Raw genomic sequence first — 18738 nt, forward strand, 5'->3', positions numbered from 1 at the left:
CGCCCCAGGGCCCTGCCGGCGCACCCGTCAGCGCAGGGCGAACCGCTGCAGGTCCCCGGCGTACGCCTTGGCCGGCGGCCGCGCGTACTCCCCGCGCCGGCTCGTGGACAGGCCCGCGAGCACCAGCCCCTGGGCCAGGCCGACCGCCGCGGCGACGCCGTCGACCACGGGCACGCCCAGCTCGGCCGCCAGGGACGCCGCGAGGTCGGTCATGCCGGCGCAGCCGAGCACGAGCACGTCGCTGCCGTCGTCGTCGAGGGCCTTCGCGCAGGCGGCGGCGGTGGTGGCCCGGGCCAGCGGGTCGGTCTCGAGCTCGAGCACCGGGATCTCGCAGGCGTGCACCCCCGCGCAGTGCTCGCCGAAGCCGTAGCGGACGGCCAGCTCGCGGGCCCGGGCGGTGGTCCGGCCCAGCGTGGTCACCACGCTGAAGGATCGGCCCACGAGCACCGCGGCGTGCATGGCGGCCTCGGCGACGCCGACCACCGGGCCGCGGGCCACCTCGCGGCAGGCGTCCAGGCCGGGGTCTCCGAAGCAGGCGACGACGTGCGCGTCGGCCCCGGTGGCGCTGCCCTCGAGCACCGCCTCGAGCAGGCCGGGCACGGCGAGCGCCTCGTCGTAGTGGCTCTCGATGCTCGCCGGGCCGGAGCGGGAGGTGACGGCGCGCACGGTGGTGCCCGGGCCTGCTGCGGCCCGGGCACCTTCCGCGACGAGCGCCGTCATGGACCCCGTGGTGTTGGGGTTGACGACGTCGATGATCACCGGACGTCGACCACCGCGGGCGCCGTGGCGCGGTCGTCGTGGGTGGTGCCGTCGGTCATGCCGGGCTCGGTCTCGGCGACCGCGATGGCGGCCAGGGTCGGTGACCCGGGGCGCAGCGCGAGCGCGCGGTAGACCACCAGGCCGAGGCCGCAGCCGACGAACCACGCCCAGTCGCTGATCCACAGCGCCTCGCCCAGCAGGCGGGGCAGCAGCACCGAGGCGATGGCCACGCCGCCGGCGACGCAGGTGGCCACCAGGGCGTCGGGGTTGTAGCCCTTGCGGTACCAGTACCCGCCGCGCTCGTCCATGGAGTACATGGCGTCGACGGCGATGCGCTGCTTGCGCACGAGGAAGTAGTCGGCGATGAGCACCCCGAACAGCGGGCCGATGAGCGCGCCGAGGATGCCGAGCGTGTAGTGGATGGCGGTGTCGTTGGCGTACCAGTTCCACGGCGTGAGGACCACGGACCCGACCGCGGCGATCATGCCGCCGGCGCGCCAGGAGATCTTCTGCGGGTTGACGTTGGAGAAGTCGAAGGCCGGTGCGATGAAGTTGGCGACGATGTTGATGCCGATGGTGGCGGTGGTGAACGTGACCGCCCCGAGCACCACGGCGAAGGTGGAGTCGATCTGCGCCACGGTCTCGACAGGGTCGGTGATGAGGCGGCCGTAGACCGGCAGCGTCGCCGCGGCGGTGAGCACCGTCAGCAGCGAGAACAGGACGAAGTTCACCGGCAGCCCGAGGAAGTTGCCCTTCTTCACGGCGCTGAAGCTGCGGGCGTAGCGGGAGAAGTCGCCGAAGTTGAGCATCGGGCCGGAGAAGTAGGCGACCACGAGCGCGGTGGCCGACAGCATCGTGCCGAGCTGCTGCAGCGGCGTCAGCGCCTTCTCCGACAGGGTGAGCGAGACGTTGAAGTCGGCCTTGACCAGCAGGTACCCGCACAGGACGAACATCACGACGTAGACCGCCGGTCCGCAGAAGTCGATGAACCTGCGGATCGACTCCATGCCGCGCCAGAACACCGCCGCCTGCACCGCCCACAGGAAGGCGTAGGTGGCGTAGCCGAGCACGCTCAGCCCGAGGAAGCCGTGCTGCGAGGCGTCGGCGTAGGGCGCCAGTCCCGGCCACAGCCGGATGAGGACGACGTCGAGCGCCGCCGAGGCGAGGTAGGTCTGGATGCCGTACCAGGCCACGGCGATGGCGCCGCGGATGATCGCGGGGAGGTTGGCGCCCTTGACGCCGAACACCGCGCGGTTGACGACGGCGTAGGGCACGCCCGTCACCTGGCTCGGCTTGGCCACGAGGTTGCACAGGAAGTAGACGATGGTGATGCCGGCGATGAGCGCGACGAACACCTGCCAGCTGGCCAGGCCCAGGGCGAACAGGCTCCCCGCGGTGACGTACCCGCCGACGCTGTGCACGTCGGACATCCAGAACGCGAAGAGGTTGTACGAGCCCCACTTCTGCTCGCGCAGCGGGGCGAGGTCGGCGTTGGTCAGGCGCGGGTCGTAACCGGGCTTGATGAGCGCGTCCCCGGCGGCGCCGTGCGCCGCGACGGGCGCCGGGGCGGTGGGACCGTCGACGACGACACCGGCGGACGGCGGTGAGCTGCTGGCGCCGGAACGGCGCGTGGTGGTCTCGGGCACGGGGTCCTCCTCGGGGCGGGTGCTGCTGCTCTGCGAGGACGCTAGGAAGCCCGTGTTGCCGTGGAGTTGCCCTCGTCGTATATCTCCGGGCCCCCTCCCCGCGACGAGCGGGGCCGTCAGCCGGGGACGTCGCCGAGGGGGACGTCGGCCACGACCTCCTCGAGGCGGTGCTGGTGCTCCCGCGCCACCGCCACGAGCGCGTCGGGGTCGCGCCGCGCGAACGCCTCGAGCATCAGCGCGTGCTCGGCGTGCAACCGCTCGCGCGACTCCCACGTGGACCAGCGCATGGGCTGCACCGCCTCGGTGAGGTTCCACGCCTGCTCCACCATGCCCAGCAGCCTCGGCATGGCGGCTGGCGCCATCAGCGCCACGTGGAACGCGCGGCTGCGCTCGTGGTAGCTGCGCAGGTCCCCGGCGGAGAGGCACTCGCGCAGCGCGGCGAGGGCCTGACGGGCCGCCTCGACGTCGTCGTCACCGGCCCGGGGGGCCGCAGCGCGCAGCGCCGCCTCCTCGAGCGCCCCGCGCACCACGTACAGCTCGGCCAGCTCCCCTCCGGACAGGCGGGCGACCGCGTACCCGGCGTGGGCGCGGTGGACGACGAGCCCCTCCCCCACGAGCACCTGCAGCGCCTCGCGCACCGGGATGGGGCTGACGCCGAAGGCCTCCGCCACCTCGCGCAGCGGGATCGCGCAGCCCGGTGGCGCGTCCCCGGACAGCACCGCGCGGCGCAGCTCGGCGAGCACGCCGCGAGCGGGGTGGTCGCCGGCCGGCGCGCGCAGGCGTGCGACGAGGGGCGAGGGGTGCCGCACCGGCGCAGGCTAGGTCCCCCGCGGCCGGCACGGGGGACTGCGGAGCCGATCCGCCGGCCGGTGCGGGCCGGTGCCGGCCGGGAAGGACCGGGGAGAGCTGGTGGAGCCGCCTGAGAGAATCGAACTCTCGACCTATTCATTACGAGTGAATCGCTCTGCCGACTGAGCTAAGGCGGCGCGCACAGCGGCGAGCGCCGCGCGACGGCCCCCACCATACCCGGCGCGCCAGCCCGGACACGCCGGACCGCTCAAGCCCGTGCCCCGGCGCGCCGTAGACCAGGCATGCACGACGAGACCACCCCCTCCGCCACCCGGCTGCGCGGCGGCGCACCCACCGGTCCGCGCTCCGCGGGCCTGGCCGTGGTGCTGCCCCCGCCGGCCGCCACAGTGGTGGACCTCGACGCCCGGCGCGCCCGCAGCACGGTGGTCGACCTCTCCGCGGTCGAGCGCGGTCCGCGGTCGGCCCGCCCGCAGGACGCCCTGGTCGACGCGGCCTCCGGCCCGGCGCTGGCCCTGGCCGGCGCGGACGAGTCCACCCTGAGCATCCAGGACCGCATCCGGCTGCGGGCGCTGGAGGTCACCCGTCCCTGAGGCGGCTCAGCTGCAGGTGGCGTCCTTGCCCGGCAGCACCCCGCTGAGCAGGTAGCCGTCGACGGCGCCGTCGACGCACGCCGAGCCCCGCCGGTAGGCGGTGTGTCCCTCGCCCCTCCAGGTCAGGAGGCGCCCCGACGACAGCTGCGCGGCCAGCGACTGCGCCCACACGTACGGCGTGGCGGGGTCGTCGGTGGTGCCGACCACGAGCACCGGCGGTGCACCGGCCGCCGTCACCGGCCCGGGGGTGCGCGTCGGCGGGACCGGCCACACCCCGCACTGCACGGCGCCGTAGCTGAGCGAGCGGCCGAACGTGGGCGACCGCTGCTCGAGCTGGGACGCCTCCGCCGCCATGGCCTGTGGGCTGGCGTCGACGGGGCGGTCCAGGCAGCTGATCGCGGTGAACGCCTGGAGGATGTTGGAGCTGTAGGTGCCGTCGGGCTGCCGGCCGGCGTACGCGTCGGCCAGCTGCAGCAGGCGGGAGCCGTCGCCGGCGCGGGCCTGGGTGACCGCGCTGTCGAGCAGGGGCCAGGTGCCCGAGTCGTACAGCGTGGCGATGATCCCCTGGAAGGCCAGCGGAGCCGTCAGCGGGCGGTTCGGGTCCGACGTGCCCAGGGGCCGCTGCCGGGCCCGGTCCAGCACGTCCCGGACCTGCTGGACGACGGCGTCCGCGGTGTCCCCCAGCGAGCACCCGGAGCGCTGCGGGCAGGCCTGGGCGTACGCCCGCAGCGACTGCTCCAGCCCCTCGGCCTGCACGAGGTCGACGTCGCTGGCGCTGGAGGACGGGTCGAGCGCGCCGTCGAGCACCACCCGCCCGACGCGCTGCGGGAAGCGCCCGGCGTACTCGGCCCCGAGCAGCGTGCCGTAGCTCTTGCCGAGGTAGTCGAGGCGGTCCGCCCCGACCGCGGCGCGCAGCACGTCCAGGTCGCGCACGGCGTCGACCGTGCCGAGGTGGCCGAGCAGCAGGCCGGCGTCCACCTGGCAGCCCTGCGCGAACGACTGGGCCTCGCGGGTCTGCTCGGCCAGGCCAGCCTGCGTGGTCGGGTCGGCGGGGTCGGAGCGGTAGGCGTCGAAGTCGGCGTCGGACAGGCACTGGACGGGCTCGGAGGAGCCCGTGCCGCGCGGGTCGAACGCGACGACGTCGTAGTGCTCCTCGACGGCGTCGCTGACCACGGCCTGCACCCCGCCGCGCAGCCAGGCGACCCCGGAGGCCCCCGGCCCGCCCGGGTTGACCAGCAGCGAACCGGTCTTCTCGCCGGGGTCGGTGGCCGGGTGGCGCGCCAGCGCCAGCGCCAGCTGGTCCCGGTCCGGCTGGGACCAGTCGACCGGCACCTGCACGGTGGTGCACTGCAGCCCCCCGCCGCAGTCGGTCCAGGTGGGGCGCTGCTGGTAGTAGCGGGCGTACGCGGGATCCGTGGCCTGCTCCCCCGGCACCGCGGTGGCCGAGGAGGTCGGCGGCAGGGTCGTGGGGGAGCCGCCGGACGGTGCCGGGGGCCCGCTGCACGCTCCGAGCACCAGCGCGAGGACGACGGCCGGCACCGCGACGAGGCCGGTCGGTGCGGCACCGAGGCCCAGCGGGCGACGACGACGGGGAAGCGCGTCGCTCACGGGCGGAGGGCGAGGGCCATGGCCTCGACGGCGAGGAGCGGGCTGACGCTCGCGGCGATGCGCCGCCGCGCCGTGGAGACGGCGTCGAGCCGGGCCAGGGTCTGCTCGGGCGTGCCGCGGCGGGCCAGGGCGCCCACCTCGCGCGAGAGCTCGGCGTTGACGAGGTCCACGCCGGCGCCCAGCTGCACCACGAGCACGTCGCGGTACAGGGACGCGAGGTCGACCAGCGCCCGGTCGAGCACGTCGCGGCGGGCGCGGGTGGCCCGCTTCTTCTGGTCGTCCTCGAGGGACTTGACCTGGGAGCGCAGCGCCGGCGGCAGCGACCCGGCGGCCTCGGCCCCCAGCGCCCGCAGCAGCTCGGCGCGCTCCGCCGCGTCGCGCTCCGCGGTGGCCGCGGCGGCCTCCTCCGAGGCGACGTCCACCAGCTCCCCTGCCCGCACCACGGCCTCCCCCACGCCCGTCACCTCGAACGCCAGCTGCAGCACCTGGCGGCGGCGCAGCCTGGCCCCCTCGTCGCGCGCCAGGCGGCGGGCCAGCCCCACGTGGCTCTGCGCCGCACGCGCGGCGTAGGCCGCCATCGTCGGGTCGATCCCGTCGCGCCGCACCAGCAGCGCGGCGACGTCGTCCGGGGAGGGCACGCGCAGCCGCACCGGGCGGCAGCGCGACTGGATGGTGGTCACCATGTCCTCGGGGCTGGGGGCGCACAGGAGCCACACGGTGCGCGGCGGCGGCTCCTCGATCGACTTGAGCAGGGTGTTGGCGCTGTGCTCGGTGAACCTGTCGGCGTCCTCCACGAGCACCACCCTCCAGCGCCCGGCCGAGGGCGCGCGGGCGGCGCGCTGCACCAGGGCCCGCACGTCGTCGACGCCGATGCTGAGCTTCTCGGTGGCCACCACCTGCACGTCGGCGTGGGTGCCGGCCAGCACGGTGCGGCAGGCGTGGCAGGTGCCGCACCCGCGCTCGCCGAGCGCCTCGCGCTCGCACTGCAGCGCCGCCGCGAAGGCCCGCGCGGCGGTGGACCGGCCCGAGCCGGGCGGCCCCGTGAACAGCCACGCGTGCGTCATGGCCGACGGCGCGGTGACGGCCCCGCGCAGCTGCGCGACCACGTCGGGCTGGCCCGCCACGTCCTCCCAGACGCTCACCGGCCGGCGTCCCAGGCGTCGTCGGGGTCGGGCTCGGCCGTCGCGACCGCGGCCGGCGGTGCGGGAGCGGGCGCCGCGGCCGGGGAGGTCTGCGCCGACGCGGACCCCGCCCCGCGGGTGCTGGGGGTCTCGGTGGGCGCGGTCTGCGGCCGGGCGCGCCGGTCGAGGTGGGGCGGGGGCGGGAGCAGCGGCTCGAGGCGCTCGCGCACGCGCGCGGCCACCGCGTCGGCGGTCTGGTCGGCGTCGACGACCACGAAGCGGGCGCGGTTGCGGCGCGCCAGCTGGCGGAACCGCTCGCGCACGGCGGCGTGGAAGCCCTCCGGCTCCCGCTCCAGCCGGTCCAGCTGCTCGCCGAGGCGGGCTCGCGCCGCCGCGGGGGCGAGGTCGAGCAGGACGGTGGCGTCCGGCAGGAGGTCCTCGGTGCCCCACAGCGACAGGGAGGCGACCTCGTCGCCCTCCAGCGCCCGCCCGGCCCCCTGGTAGGCGATGGAGGAGTCGAGGTAGCGGTCGGTGACCACCACGGCGCCACGGGCGAGGGCTGGCCGGACCACCTCGGCCACGTGGTGGGCGCGGTCCGCGGCGTAGAGCAGCGCCTCGGCCCGGGGCGAGACGTGGCCCCCGTGGAGCAGCAGCTGGCGGATGCCGAGGCCCAGCTCGGTGGCCCCGGGCTCGTGGGTGAGCACCACCTCGTGCCCGCGCTCGCGCAGCCAGGCGGCCAGCAGCCGGGCCTGGGTGCTCTTGCCGGACCCGTCCCCGCCCTCCAGGGAGATGAAGAAGCCGGGACCGCGCCGCCGCCTCTCCGGCCTGGCGGTGGAGCGCAGCCGCCAGGCGCGGACGAGGTCCTCGCGGAGCGGACCGGCGTGGCCGTCGTCGAGGGTGCGGTAGGCCGCCAGCCCGATGCCCGTGGCCAGCACGGCCGCCACGAGCAGCGTGAGCGCCGCGCCGTTGTACGTCAGCCCTGCCGTGCGGGTGAACTGGAGGCGGTGGGTGCCGAAGACGGCGGCCAGCGCGGGGGCGAGCGCCAGGACGCCCACGAGCACGATGCGCGCCGAGGACTGCACGAACGCGAAGGTGCGCCCGCGCACCTCGTCGGCCACCTCCAGGCCCAGCAGCGTGTAGCCGGTGACCCAGGCGATGCCGCCGCACGCGCCGACCGCCACCGAGAGCGCCGCGACGATGACGATGTTCGGCACGAGCGCCAGCGGGAAGAGCGCCACCCCGGCGGCGACGAGGCTGAGGGCGAAGAGCCGCCACCGCGGCAGCGCCGCCAGCACCCGCGGGCCGCTCCACATGCCCAGCGCCAGACCGGTGAAGACGGCGGCGAAGAGCACCCCGTAGCCGGGGTCCCCCGCACCGAGGTCGGCCACGAACGTGCGGGCCACGCCGATGACGAAGCCGCCCGCCGCGAACGCCCCCAGCATGCCGACCACCAGGCCGCGCACCAGCGGCGTCGACCAGACGTAGCGCCAGCCCTCGACGATGCTGCGCCCGACGCCCTCCGCCGCGGGGGCGGCGCCGTCCTGGCCGGTGCGCCGCGGGGGCAGCGCCAGCCGCGCCACCACGAGGGCGGCGACGAGGTAGCTGGCCGCGTTGAGGTAGAGCGAGACCGACACCCCGTCGAGGGCCGCCGGCAGCACGGGGTTGAACAGGGCCAGCCCGCTGAAGAGGAGGGCCGCCACCGGGGCGGTGCCGTACGTGACCGCCAGCGTCAGCTGGTTGGCGGCCTCGAGGGACTCCCGCGGCACGATGTTGGGGACCGTCGCGTCCTTGGCGGGGGTCCAGAAGAGCCCCACCACCTCGATGAGCACGGTCGCGACCAGCAGCCACCACAGCGTGCCGACCAGGGGGATGCTCGCGAACAGCAGCCCGCGGAGGACGTCGCCGACGACCATGGTGGTCTTGCGGTCCCACCGGTCGGCCACGACGCCGGCCAGCGGCCCGAAGAGCACGGCCGGGGCCAGGCGCAGCACGAGGACGCCGGCCACGGCCAGGTTGGCGGCGGCGTAGGGGTCGCTCGCGCCGGCCGACAGGCCCACGGCGAGGGCGGTCGTGGCCAGCAGCCCCAGCCAGTCCCCCAGGCTCGACAGGCCCAGGCACCACCACAGCTGCCGGAACGACCGGATGCGCAGCACCGCGCGGACGCCGTGGTCCTCCGGGGGCGTCCCGTCCGCCGCGGCGGTGCCGCCCGGCACCGCAGCGCTCGTCACCGGGTCAATGTAACCGCGCCCCCTGACCGCGGGCCCCTCGTCCGCGCAGCCGTGCGAGACCCGGCAGGACCCGCGCGGACCGCCCCCGAGGGGGCTCAGGCGGCGAGGGGGTAGACGGCCACGGGGGTGCTGGTCGGCGCGCTGCTGCCACCGGCGGGCTCCAGCGTCACCGCGACGGCGGTGGCACCGTCCGCGGCGCCGTGCAGCACCTCCGGCGAGCCCGCCCCGCCGCCGGGCAGCAGCCCCGCCGAGCGCGGCGCCTGCTGACCGGTGACCCACCACAGCTGCCAGGTGCGCCCGGAGGGGGCCTGCCCGACGCCCGTGGGCACGAGGACGGCCTCGCCGAGGGAGGCGGACGCGACCACGCGGGTGGCCCCCCAACCGTCACCGCCGTCCTGGGCCGCCACGGTCACGGCGTCCGGGGCGGCGGCGATCTGCGCCACGGCGTACGCCGTGCGCTGGGCGCTCTCGGCGTCGGCGCGCCAGCGCAGGGCCGTCACGCCGCCGACGGCCGCGGCGGCCACGAGGACCGCGGCGGCCGCGGCGGCGACCGCGGGCGCCCAGCGACCGGTCCGGGGACGGCGCCGGGCGCGTCGCAGCGCCAGCTCGTCACCCCCCGCGGTCGGTGCGACGGGCGCGAGCGGCGCAGGGTCAGAGGTCGGACGGGCGGGCGCGGCGGGCGCGGCGGGTGGGAGCTGCTCGACGTCGGCGACCGCCGCCAGCACGCGGTCGCGCAGGGCAGCGGACGGCTCCACGGGCGCGGTCAGGTCGGACAGCACCTCGCGCAGCTCGGCGAGCTCGGCCCGGCAGGCCGCGCACCCGGCGAGGTGCTCCTCGGCCCGGCGCGCCTCGTCGGCGGTGAGGGCGTCCACGGCGTAGGCGGCGGTGAGGTCGTGCTCGTTCACGTCGTCGTCCTCCTCACCGCTGCCTCCGAGGCGCCGGCCGCAGCGCGCGCCGCTGCACCGCCGCCACCACCGCCACCACCGACACCGCCACCGGGGTCGGTCTCCTGGCGGGCCATCTCGGTGCGCAGCCTCGCCAGCCCGTCGCGCAGGCGGGTCTTCACGGTGGGCACGGGAACGCCCAGGCGCTGGGAGATCTCGGTGGACGTCCGCCCGCCCCAGTACGCCTGCACCACGGCCTCGCGCTGCAGCTCGGTGAGCCCGGCGAGCGCAGCGCGCACGCGGGTCTCGTCCTCGCGCTGCAGCACCTGCTCGGACACCTCGTCGTAGGCGGTGCGGTTCTCCCCGGCGGCCACGCGGTCCTCGCGGTCCTCGCGGGAGCGCACGGAGCGCACCCTGTCGACGGCGCGGCGGTGGGCGATGGTGGCCGCCCACGCGCCCGCCGACCCCGCGGCGGGGTCGAAGCGGGCGGCCTGGCGCCACAGCTCGACCATGACCTCCTGCGCCACCTCCTCCGCCAGGGAGGGGTTGCGCAGCACGGCCCGGGTCACGCCGAGCACCTTGGGCGCCAGCGCCTCGTAGACCTCGGCGAACGCGTCGCGGTCGCCTCCGGCCACGCGGGCCATCGCCGCCGCCAGGGCGTCGCCGCCGCGTCCTGCGCCAGGCTCGACACCTGCCCCCCCTTCCTGGCTCACGGGTCCTCCTCCGTGCTCCTGGCAGCAGTTCGGTGCTGCGAGCCCCTCGGATGGGGGCCGAACGGGTGGTGCTCACCGAGCGCGCGTCGCGCTGCGGGGGTCACGTCCGCGACCTCGCGGGCGCGGGGGTCAGCGCTTGCTCGCCGCGGAGCGCGACGAGCTGGCGCGGGCACCGCCGCGGGCGGCACCGCCCTTGGCCCCGCCGCCGCCCTTGCTGCCCTTGGCGCCCTTGGCCGGTCCCTTGGCCCGCTTCTCGGCGAGCAGCTCAGCGGCCCGCTCGAGGGTGATCGCCTCCACGGTGTCGGCGGTGCGCAGCGTGGCGTTGGTGGTGCCGTCGGTGACGTACGGACCGAAGCGGCCCTCCTTGACCACCACCGGCGCGCCGCTGGCGGGGTCCGCGCCCAGCTCGCGCAGCGGCGCCGTGGCGGCGCGGCCACCGCGACCCCGCTTGGGCTCGGCGTACAGGGCCAGCGCCTGCTCCAGCGTCACGTCGAAGAGCTGGTCCTCGCTGCTGAGCGACCGGGAGTCGGTGCCCTTCTTCAGGTAGGGCCCGTAGCGGCCGTTCTGCGCGGTGATCTCCTCGCCCGTGGCGGGGTCGGTGCCCACCAGGCGCGGCAGCGACAGCAGCCGCAGGGCCTCATCGAGCCCGACGGTCTGCAGCTGCATGCTCTTGAACAGCGACGCGGTGCGGGGCTTGGCGCTCTTGGGGGCGCCGTCCTCGAGCACCTCGGTGACGTAGGGGCCGAACCGGCCGGCCCGCGCCACCACCGCGCGGCCGGTGGCCGGGTCGGTGCCGAGCTCGCGCTCGCCGTCGCCGGCGGTCTCCAGGAGCTCGCGGGCCTTGGCCGGCGTGAGCTCGTCGGGGGCGAGGTCGTCCGGGACCGACGCGCGCTGCGGCTCGGTCCCCTCGGGCGAGCCCTCGGCGGGCGGGATCTCCAGGTAGGGGCCGTAGCGACCGACGCGCAGCGTGATGCCCTCACCGACGTCGAGGGAGTTCACGCCGCGGGCGTCGATGTCGCCGAGGTGCTCCACGAGGGGCTTGAGGCCCGTGCGACCGGCGGGTGAGGGCGCCCCGCCCCCGGAGCCCGCGGAGACCGCACCGGCGCCGCCGTCAGCGCCGCCCTCGGCGCCGAAGTAGAAGCGGCTCAGCCAGGCGCGGCGGTCCTCCGAGCCGGAGGCGATCCGGTCGAGGTCGTCCTCCATCTCGGCGGTGAAGTCGTAGTCGACGAGGTGGTCGAAGTGCTCCTCGAGCAGCCGGACCACGGCGAACGCCAGCCAGCTGGGCACCAGGGCGGTGCCGCGGCGCCACACGTACCCGCGGTCGGAGATGGTGGCGATGGTGGCCGCGTAGGTCGAGGGACGGCCGATGCCGCGCTCCTCCAGCGCCTTGACCAGGCTCGCCTCGGTGTAGCGCGGCGGCGGGGAGGTCTCGTGGCCGTCCGCGGAGGCGGCCAGCACGTCCACGCGCTGGCCCTCCTCCAGCTGCGGCAGCCGGCGCTCGGAGTCGCCCGAGCCGTGCCGCTCCTCGTCGCGCCCCTCCTCGTAGGCGGCCAGGAAGCCGCGGAAGGTGATGACGGTGCCGGAGGCGGACAGCTCCACCTCGTGGGAGCCGGGCCGCAGGGTGCCGGTGGTGGACCCGGAGGGCGCCTCGACCGGCGGGGCGACGTCGACGGCGCCGCCGAGCCGCACCGTGGCGGTGGAGCCCCGGGCGTCGGCCATCTGGCTGGCGACCGTGCGCTGCCAGATCATCTCGTAGAGGCGGAACTCCTCCCCGCGCAGCTGCCCGGCCACCTGCGCCGGCGTGCGGAACACGTCACCGGAGGGGCGGATGGCCTCGTGGGCCTCCTGGGCGTTCTTGGCCTTGGAGGCGTACGTGCGCGGCGACGACGGCACGTACTCGGCGCCGTAGAGCTCGGCGGCCTGCGAGCGGGCGGCGCTGACCGCCTGCTGCGACAGCGACACCGAGTCGGTGCGCATGTACGTGATCCAGCCGTTCTCGTACAGCGACTGGGCGGTGCGCATCGTCTGGCGGGCCGAGGAGCCGAGCTTGCGGCTGGCCTCCTGCTGCAGGGTGGAGGTGGTGAACGGCGCCGCGGGCTTGCGGGAGTAGGGCTTGGTCTCCACCGAGGTGACGGCCAGGCCCGCCGACCCGGCAGCCCGCAGGCCGTGCGCGACGGCGGTGGCGGCGGCCTCGTCCAGGCGCACCAGCCCGGCGCCGAGGGCAGCGGCTCGCTCGGTGAGCTGCCCGGTGTCGGCGAAGTCCCGGCCGGTGGCCACGCGGGCGCCGTCGACGCCCACGAGGCGGGTGGTGAAGCGCTGGGCGCCAGCAGCACCAGCGGGACTGGTGTCGGCCTGGACGTCCCAGTACGACGCCGAGCGGAACGCCATCCGCTCGCGCTCCCGCTCGACCACCATGCGGGTGGCCACGGACTGCACGCGGCCCGCGGACAGGCCGGCGCGGACCTTGCGCCACAGCACCGGGGAGACCTCGTAGCCGTACAGCCGGTCGAGGATGCGGCGGGTCTCCTGCGCGTCGACCATGTGCGCGTCGATGTCGCGCGTGGCCTCCAGCGCCCGCTGGATGGCCTCCCGGGTGATCTCGTGGAAGACCATCCGCTTGACCGGCACGGTGGGCTGCAGGGTCTGCAGCAGGTGCCACGCGATGGCCTCGCCCTCGCGGTCCTCGTCGGTGGCGAGGTAGAGCTCGTCGGCCTCCTTGAGGGCCCGCTTGAGCTCGGTGACCTTCTTCTTCTTGTCCGCGTCGACCACGTAGTACGGCTCGAAGCCGTTCTCCACGTCCACGGCGAACTTGCCGAACGGCCCCTTCTTCATCTCCGCGGGCAGCTCGGAGGGCTGCGGCAGGTCGCGGATGTGGCCGACGCTGGCCTCGACCTCGTACCCGTCGCCGAGGTAGCCGGCGATGGTGCGCGCCTTGGCGGGCGACTCGACGATGACGAGCCGGCGCACGGGCGCTGCGGAGGTGGAGCTTCGGGCCACGGACGGGCCTGCCTTCCTGGCGGTCGGGCTGGCGCGGGCCAGCGGGTGCGTGTCTGAGCGGTCGGGCCGTCAGCGGTGCGCCCTCCGGGGGCGTCCCGCGCGGCGGCTCAGCCGGGGGACCCGGGCCTCGCCGTCGGCTGCGGCGCGGTCACCGTACCTCCCGCTGCGCCGGCACCGCCCCCGGCGCGCGGCGCACCGGTCCCCCCACCGCCCGACGCGGCCACCCGTCCGGCGCCATGGCCGGCAGCCCGGTCGGCAGCGCGGTCGGCAGCGCGGTCGGCAGCGCGCTGGAGCAGGAGGAGCACCAGCACCGCGGCGCACGCCGCACCTCCGACGCCGAGCGCCCCGCCCGCACCGGCCACCAGCTGGGCCGTGCGGCCCCTCGGCGCGGGCGGCACCGAGCTCCAGGTGGCGGCCAGCGCCGCCGCCGCGGCACCCAGTCCCACCACCGCGCCCACCAGGAGGACGACGACGGCGCCGGCGCGGCCGCCGGCGCCGGTCCCGGCGGTCGGCCGGCCCCCCGCGAGCGGTGTCAGCAGGGCCCCCCAGGCCACCACCACGAGCATCGCGGCCACGGCGTCGCTGGGGCGGTGCCAGCCCGCGGCCAGCGTCCCCACCCCGATGGCCGAGGTGTACGCCGCGCCCAGCACCGCCACCAGCGGGCGCAGGCGGACGGGGGCCACCAGCAGCGCGGCGGCGGAGACGGCGCCCGCGAAGGTCGTGTGGCCGCTGGGCAGGGAGTTGTCGAGGGCGTAGGTCACGTCGAGGTCGGGCCGGTGCAGCAGCAGGTGCTTGGCCACCTGCGTGGTGGCCAGCGCACCGCCGACCAGCACCACCGCGGCCAGCGCCAGGCGCACGCGGCGCTGGGCCAGCGCCACCACGGCGACCACCCCCAGCGCGGCGAGCACCGCCACCGCGGAGACGCTGTCGAGCACGGCGTTGGCGCCGCCCTCCAGCCGCCACAGGCGGGTGCGTGCCCCCACCAGGGCCGCCTCGTCGACGGCCTGGCCGTGGACGGTGAGCACGAAGGCGCGGTGCAGCGCCCACACGCCCACCGCGGACGCCGCGGCGAGGAGCACGCCGAGGACCACCAGCGGGCGGCTGCGGACCACGGCCCCGGAGGGTGCGGAGCGGGCCCCCCGGGCTCCTCCGCCAGCGGCGCTCACGGCCTCACGTCCACTCCAGCAGCCCGTCCTCGAGCAGGCCGCGCACCTGGGGCAGCAGCTCGGCGCGCAGGGCGGCGGCGTCCACCTCGAGCAGCACCGCGAGGGCCTGGACGACCTGCCCGACCTCCAGCTCGCCGTCGCACGCGCCCACCAGGCCCGCGAGCGCGGTGCCGACGGAGGCCGTGCGCCCGAGCCCGCCCCCGGCCCGCAGGAGCACCGCGCGGGGCCCGCCCTCGCCGGGACGGGCGTGCCGCTCCTCGGTCACGTCGTCGGCCACCCGCAGGCGCGCCGCCAGCAGCCCGTCGTCGTCGGTGGCGGCCAGGCGCTCCCGGGCGGCGAGCACCGCGGCGACGTGCTCGCCGAGCGGGCGCTCCAGGGGCGCGGTGACCTCCTCCACGCGGGACCACCGGGGTCGGCCCGCCGCGCCGGCGGGCGGTGCGTGCAGGACGACGAAGCCCAGGCCGATGGCCTCCACGCCGCGGGCGGCGAAGTCGTCCAGCCAGGCCTCCAGGAGCGCGTCGGCCTCCGGACCGGGCCGCTGGCCGCCGTCGCGGATCCAGGTCTCGGCGTAGTGCGCCGGGTCCATGACCTCCCGCTGCACCACCCAGCCGTCCAGGCCGGACTCGTCCAGCCAGCCCTGTACGCGGTCCCGCCAGCCCTCGCCGGTGCGGTGCTCCCAGTTGCCGAGCAGCTGCGCGCTGCCACCGGGGGCGAGCGCGCCGCCGAGGCCGGTGACGAGCCGGCGGACCACCTCGTCACCGACCAGGCCGCCGTCGCGGTACTCCCAGCCGGGCACTCCCGCGGCGCGCGGGGTGACCACGAACGGCGGGTTGGAGACCACCTGGTCGAAGCGCTCTCCCGCCACGGGCTCCAGGAGGCTGCCGCGGCGCAGGTCCAGATCGACGCCCGCGAGGGCGGCGTTGAAGGCCGCGAAGCCCAGGGCGCGGGCGGAGGTGTCCGTGGCGGTGACGGAGCCGGCGTGACGGGAGGCGTGCAGCGCCTGCACCCCGCTGCCGGTCCCCACGTCGAGCACGCGGCCGACCGGGGTCCGCACCGCGAGGCGCGCCAGGGACGCGGACGCTCCCCCGATGCCCAGCACGTGCTCCGGCGGCAGCGGCCGGCCGGGGCCCAGGGCGTGCTCGCCCAGGTCGGAGGCCACCCACCACGCCACCTCGCCGAGGGCGTCCACGGCGGCGTGCGGGCGCAGGTCCACCAGGGCCCGCACGGCGTCGTCGGGGGCGGCGCCGGCCGCCTCGACGAGCCCGTGCGCCACCGCGCCGTCCGAGCCGGTGCGGGGCAGGGCGGCGTCGAGGGCGCCGCGGGGCACCGGCTGGGCCAGGAGGAACAGCCGCGTGAGCACGCCCACCGGGTCGCCGTCGCCCGCGGCGCCGGCGGCCCGGGAGGCCGGCACGAGGGAGTCGCGGCGCAGCGCGGCGTCGGCCACCGGGCCCAGCAGGCGCTCGACGCCCTCCACCGTCCAGCCGGAGCGCTCCAGGTCCGAGCGCAGCGCGGCCGCCGCTGCCCCCTCGGCGCGAGGGGGCAGCGGCGGCCGGGCGTGCGCGGGCGCGGCGGGCTGGGCTGGCTGGGTGGTCAGCGGCACGCCCCGACGGTACGTCAGCGGGTGGGCTCGGCCGCCGGCTCGCGCTCGGCGCCCCCCGGGCGGTCACCGGTGCGCGCGCCCTCGTCGACGGCGTCTGCGTCGTCGAGGTCGTGGGCGTCGTCGGCGCGCGGGCCGTCCGCGGCGGACCCGTCGCCGTCGTCGTCGAGGTCGTCGTCGAGGTCGTCGTCGTCCTCGTCGGCGTCGAGGGCGCTGGTGCGCCGGGCCGAGAGGTAGACCGCGACGACGAGCACGAGCAGCGCCACGGCGGCGATGCCCAGGCGGAGCGGGGTGCTGGCGCTCTGCCCGACGGTGAGGCTGACCACGGCCGGCACGATGAGGATCGCCACGAGGTTCATGACCTTGAGCAGCGGGTTGATGGCCGGGCCGGCGGTGTCCTTGAAGGGGTCTCCCACGGTGTCGCCGATGACGGTGGCGGCGTGGGCCTCGGAGCCCTTGCCGCCGTAGCGGCCGTCCTCGACGAGCTTCTTGGCGTTGTCCCACGCGCCGCCGGAGTTGGCCAGGAACACCGCCATGAGGCACCCGGTGCCGATGGCGCCGGCGAGGAAGCCGGCCAGCGACGCGATGCCCAGGCCGAAGCCGACCACCACGGGCGCCAGCACCGCCAGGAGGCCGGGGGTGGCCAGCTCGCGCAGGGAGTCGCGGGTGCAGATGTCCACCACGCGGCCGTACTCGGGCTTCTCGGTGCCGTCCATGATCCCGGGCTTCTCCCGGAACTGGCGGCGCACCTCGAAGACGATCGCGCCGGCGGCGCGGGTCACGGCGTCGATCGCCAGGCCCGAGAAGAGGAAGACGACGGCGGCGCCGGCCAGCAGGCCCACGAGCACGCTGGGGATGGTCACCTGGCCGATGCCGAGCGCGGCGCCGCCGGCGGTCACCACGAGCCCGAGTGACTGGATGACGTACGGGGACGGGTCCTGGGTGAGGCCCTGGACCGCCGAGAACAGCGCCGTCTGGAAGGTCGCGGTGAGCGACCCGAACAGCGCCGTGGCCGCCAGCACCGCCGTGGCGATGGCGATGCCCTTGGTGATGGCCTTGGTGGTGTTGCCCACCGCGTCGAGGTCGGTGAGGGTGCGCGCCCCGGCCTCGTCGACGTCACCGGACATCTCCGCGATGCCCTGGGCGTTGTCGCTGACCGGGCCGAAGGTGTCCATCGCCACGATGACGCCCACGGTGGTGAGCAGGCCGGTGCCGGCCAGCGCCACGAGGAACAGCGCGAGGGTGGTGCTGCCTGCCGCCAGCAGGAAGCACAGCAGCACGGCGCCGCCGATGATCAGGGTGGTGTAGACCGCCGAGGTCAGGCCCAGGCCGATGCCGGACAGCACCACGGTGGCCGGCCCGGTCAGGGAGGTGCGGGCCACGCCCTGCGTCGGCTTCGCCTCGGTGCCCGTGTAGTACCCCGTGATCCACAGGATGACCACCGCGAGCAGGATCCCCACGATCACCGCGGCCGAGGCCAGGAACCGGGGGTCGGTGGTGCTGGCGCCGGCCTGGGCGAGGCCCGGGAGGTCGGCGAAGCTCGCCGGGAGGTAGGCGAAGGCGACGGCCGTGCTGCCGACCGCCGAGACCACGGCCGAGAGGTAGAAGCCGCGCTGGATGGCGCCCAGGCCGCTCTCGGACCCGCGGGTGCGGATGAGCAGGATGCCCAGCACCGCGGTGACGGCCCCCACCGCGGGGACGAGCAGCGGGAACACCAGGCCGGCGTCCCCGAAGGCGGCGCGGCCCAGGATGAGCGCGGCCACCAGCGTGACGGCGTAGGACTCGAAGAGGTCAGCGGCCATGCCGGCGCAGTCGCCCACGTTGTCGCCCACGTTGTCGGCGATGGTGGCGGCGTTGCGGGGGTCGTCCTCGGGGATGCCCTGCTCGACCTTGCCCACGAGGTCGGCGCCGACGTCGGCGGCCTTCGTGAAGATGCCGCCGCCCACGCGCATGAACATGGCCACCAGGGCCGCCCCGAAGCCGAAGCCCTCGAGCATGGTCGGGGCCTGGTCCTTGAAGAAGAGCACCACCAGCGAGGCGCCCAGCAGGCCGAGGCCCACCGTGGCCATGCCGACGGTGCCCCCGGTGCGGATGGCCAGGCGAAAGCCCTCGGCGCGCCCCTCGGGGGTGCGCGCCGCGGCTGCGACGCGCACGTTGGCGCGGACGGCCAGGGACATGCCCAGGTAGCCGATGGCCGCCGAGAAGACCGCACCGACGACGAACAGGACGGCGCGCCCCACGCGTACCTCGGTGTCTCCGGGGAGCACGAACAGCAGGGCGATCACGGGCAGCGCGAAGATCGCGAGCGTGCGCAGCTGGCGGCGCAGGTAGGCGCTCGCGCCCTCCTGCACGCCGGCGGCGATCTCCTGCATCCGCTCGGTGCCCTCACCGGCGGCGAGCACCTGCCGGCGGAACACGAACGCCATCACCAGGCCGAGCGCGGCGATGACCGCGATGGCGACGACGATGGTCTGGTCTCGGCCGGTCACGGCCGTGCTGGCAGTCGTGGACGCACCAGCCGCGGTCTGCACCCCGGTCAGCACGGCAGAGCTCGTCAGCCCGAGCATCCGTCCTCCTCGACGAGGCTGGGCGAACCCCCCAGGCGGCCTCGCGGCACCC

Annotated in this window: 13 protein-coding genes and 1 tRNA gene; 1 reads left to right on the forward strand and 13 read right to left on the reverse strand. The window is 76.4% G+C overall.

Annotation, left to right across the window (positions count from 1 at the left end; genetic code table 11):
* Positions 1-27 precede the first annotated feature (27 nt).
* The 4 genes from H7K62_RS02040 to H7K62_RS02055 form a co-directional block, all read right to left on the reverse strand.
* Positions 28-759: an aspartate/glutamate racemase family protein gene (locus H7K62_RS02040; protein WP_186715846.1), complete on the reverse strand. Its 732-nt coding sequence runs from the start codon at positions 757-759 to the stop codon at positions 28-30.
* Positions 756-2405 (reverse strand): NCS1 family nucleobase:cation symporter-1, encoded by a 1650-nt coding sequence (locus H7K62_RS02045; RefSeq protein WP_186715847.1) that lies wholly within the window; start codon positions 2403-2405, stop codon positions 756-758. Before H7K62_RS02045 ends, H7K62_RS02040 begins: the two co-directional genes overlap by 4 nt.
* 116 nt (positions 2406-2521) lie before the next feature.
* Positions 2522-3214 carry a GntR family transcriptional regulator gene (locus H7K62_RS02050; RefSeq protein ID WP_186715849.1) on the reverse strand — a complete coding sequence of 231 codons (693 nt, stop codon included), beginning with the start codon at positions 3212-3214 and terminating at the stop codon, positions 2522-2524.
* A gap of 101 nt (positions 3215-3315) precedes the next feature.
* Positions 3316-3391: transfer RNA gene (locus tag H7K62_RS02055), tRNA-Thr, on the reverse strand.
* A 105-nt stretch (positions 3392-3496) separates the two neighbouring features.
* On the opposite strand from H7K62_RS02055, the gene H7K62_RS02060 reads away from it, so the two are divergent.
* A complete protein-coding gene (locus tag H7K62_RS02060; RefSeq protein ID WP_186715850.1) occupies positions 3497-3805 on the forward strand; it encodes a hypothetical protein in 309 nt (102 codons plus the stop codon).
* A 6-nt stretch (positions 3806-3811) separates the two neighbouring features.
* Here the strand turns inward: H7K62_RS02060 and H7K62_RS02065 are convergent, their stop codons facing one another.
* The 9 genes from H7K62_RS02065 to H7K62_RS02105 all read right to left on the reverse strand — a co-directional run bounded on the left by H7K62_RS02065 (position 3812) and on the right by H7K62_RS02105 (position 18686).
* Positions 3812-5413, reverse strand: a complete 1602-nt coding sequence (locus tag H7K62_RS02065; protein ID WP_186715852.1) for an alpha/beta hydrolase — start codon at positions 5411-5413, stop codon at positions 3812-3814.
* The gene (locus H7K62_RS02070; protein ID WP_186715853.1) at positions 5410-6555 is read right to left on the reverse strand and encodes a DNA polymerase III subunit delta'; all 1146 of its coding nucleotides are present in this window, start codon (positions 6553-6555) and stop codon (positions 5410-5412) included. The genes H7K62_RS02065 and H7K62_RS02070 overlap by 4 nt, the downstream gene beginning before the upstream one ends.
* The gene (gene tmk / locus H7K62_RS02075; protein WP_370591564.1) at positions 6552-8762 is read right to left on the reverse strand and encodes a dTMP kinase; all 2211 of its coding nucleotides are present in this window, start codon (positions 8760-8762) and stop codon (positions 6552-6554) included. Before tmk ends, H7K62_RS02070 begins: the two co-directional genes overlap by 4 nt.
* A 95-nt stretch (positions 8763-8857) precedes the next feature.
* Positions 8858-9667: an anti-sigma factor gene (locus H7K62_RS02080; protein WP_186715854.1), complete on the reverse strand. Its 810-nt coding sequence runs from the start codon at positions 9665-9667 to the stop codon at positions 8858-8860.
* Positions 9664-10359 (reverse strand): sigma-70 family RNA polymerase sigma factor, encoded by a 696-nt coding sequence (locus H7K62_RS02085; RefSeq protein WP_222436891.1) that lies wholly within the window; start codon positions 10357-10359, stop codon positions 9664-9666. The genes H7K62_RS02080 and H7K62_RS02085 overlap by 4 nt, the downstream gene beginning before the upstream one ends.
* A 129-nt stretch (positions 10360-10488) precedes the next feature.
* Positions 10489-13356 (reverse strand): type I DNA topoisomerase, encoded by a 2868-nt coding sequence (topA, locus tag H7K62_RS02090; protein ID WP_370591565.1) that lies wholly within the window; start codon positions 13354-13356, stop codon positions 10489-10491.
* A gap of 107 nt (positions 13357-13463) precedes the next feature.
* Entirely contained in the window at positions 13464-14468 is a 1005-nt protein-coding gene (locus H7K62_RS23240) for a phosphatase PAP2 family protein (RefSeq protein WP_186715855.1), read from the reverse strand.
* Between the two features lie 58 nt (positions 14469-14526).
* The gene (locus H7K62_RS02100; RefSeq protein ID WP_255479449.1) at positions 14527-16116 is read right to left on the reverse strand and encodes a DUF7059 domain-containing protein; all 1590 of its coding nucleotides are present in this window, start codon (positions 16114-16116) and stop codon (positions 14527-14529) included.
* Positions 16117-16136: 20 nt separating this feature from the next.
* Positions 16137-18686, reverse strand: coding sequence for a sodium-translocating pyrophosphatase (locus tag H7K62_RS02105; protein WP_186715856.1), 2550 nt, complete (start codon positions 18684-18686; stop codon positions 16137-16139).
* Between the last annotated feature and the right edge of the window lie 52 nt (positions 18687-18738).

Source organism: Quadrisphaera sp. RL12-1S (assembly GCF_014270065.1).
Classification (GTDB): Bacteria; Actinomycetota; Actinomycetes; order Actinomycetales; family Quadrisphaeraceae; genus Quadrisphaera.

Coding starts and splice junctions, on each gene's coding strand:
- H7K62_RS02060 (WP_186715850.1), top strand. CDS start 3,497: ATGCACGACGAGACCACCCCCTCCGCCACCCGGCTGCGCGGCGGCGCA.
- H7K62_RS02105 (WP_186715856.1), bottom strand. CDS start 18,686: ATGCTCGGGCTGACGAGCTCTGCCGTGCTGACCGGGGTGCAGACCGCG.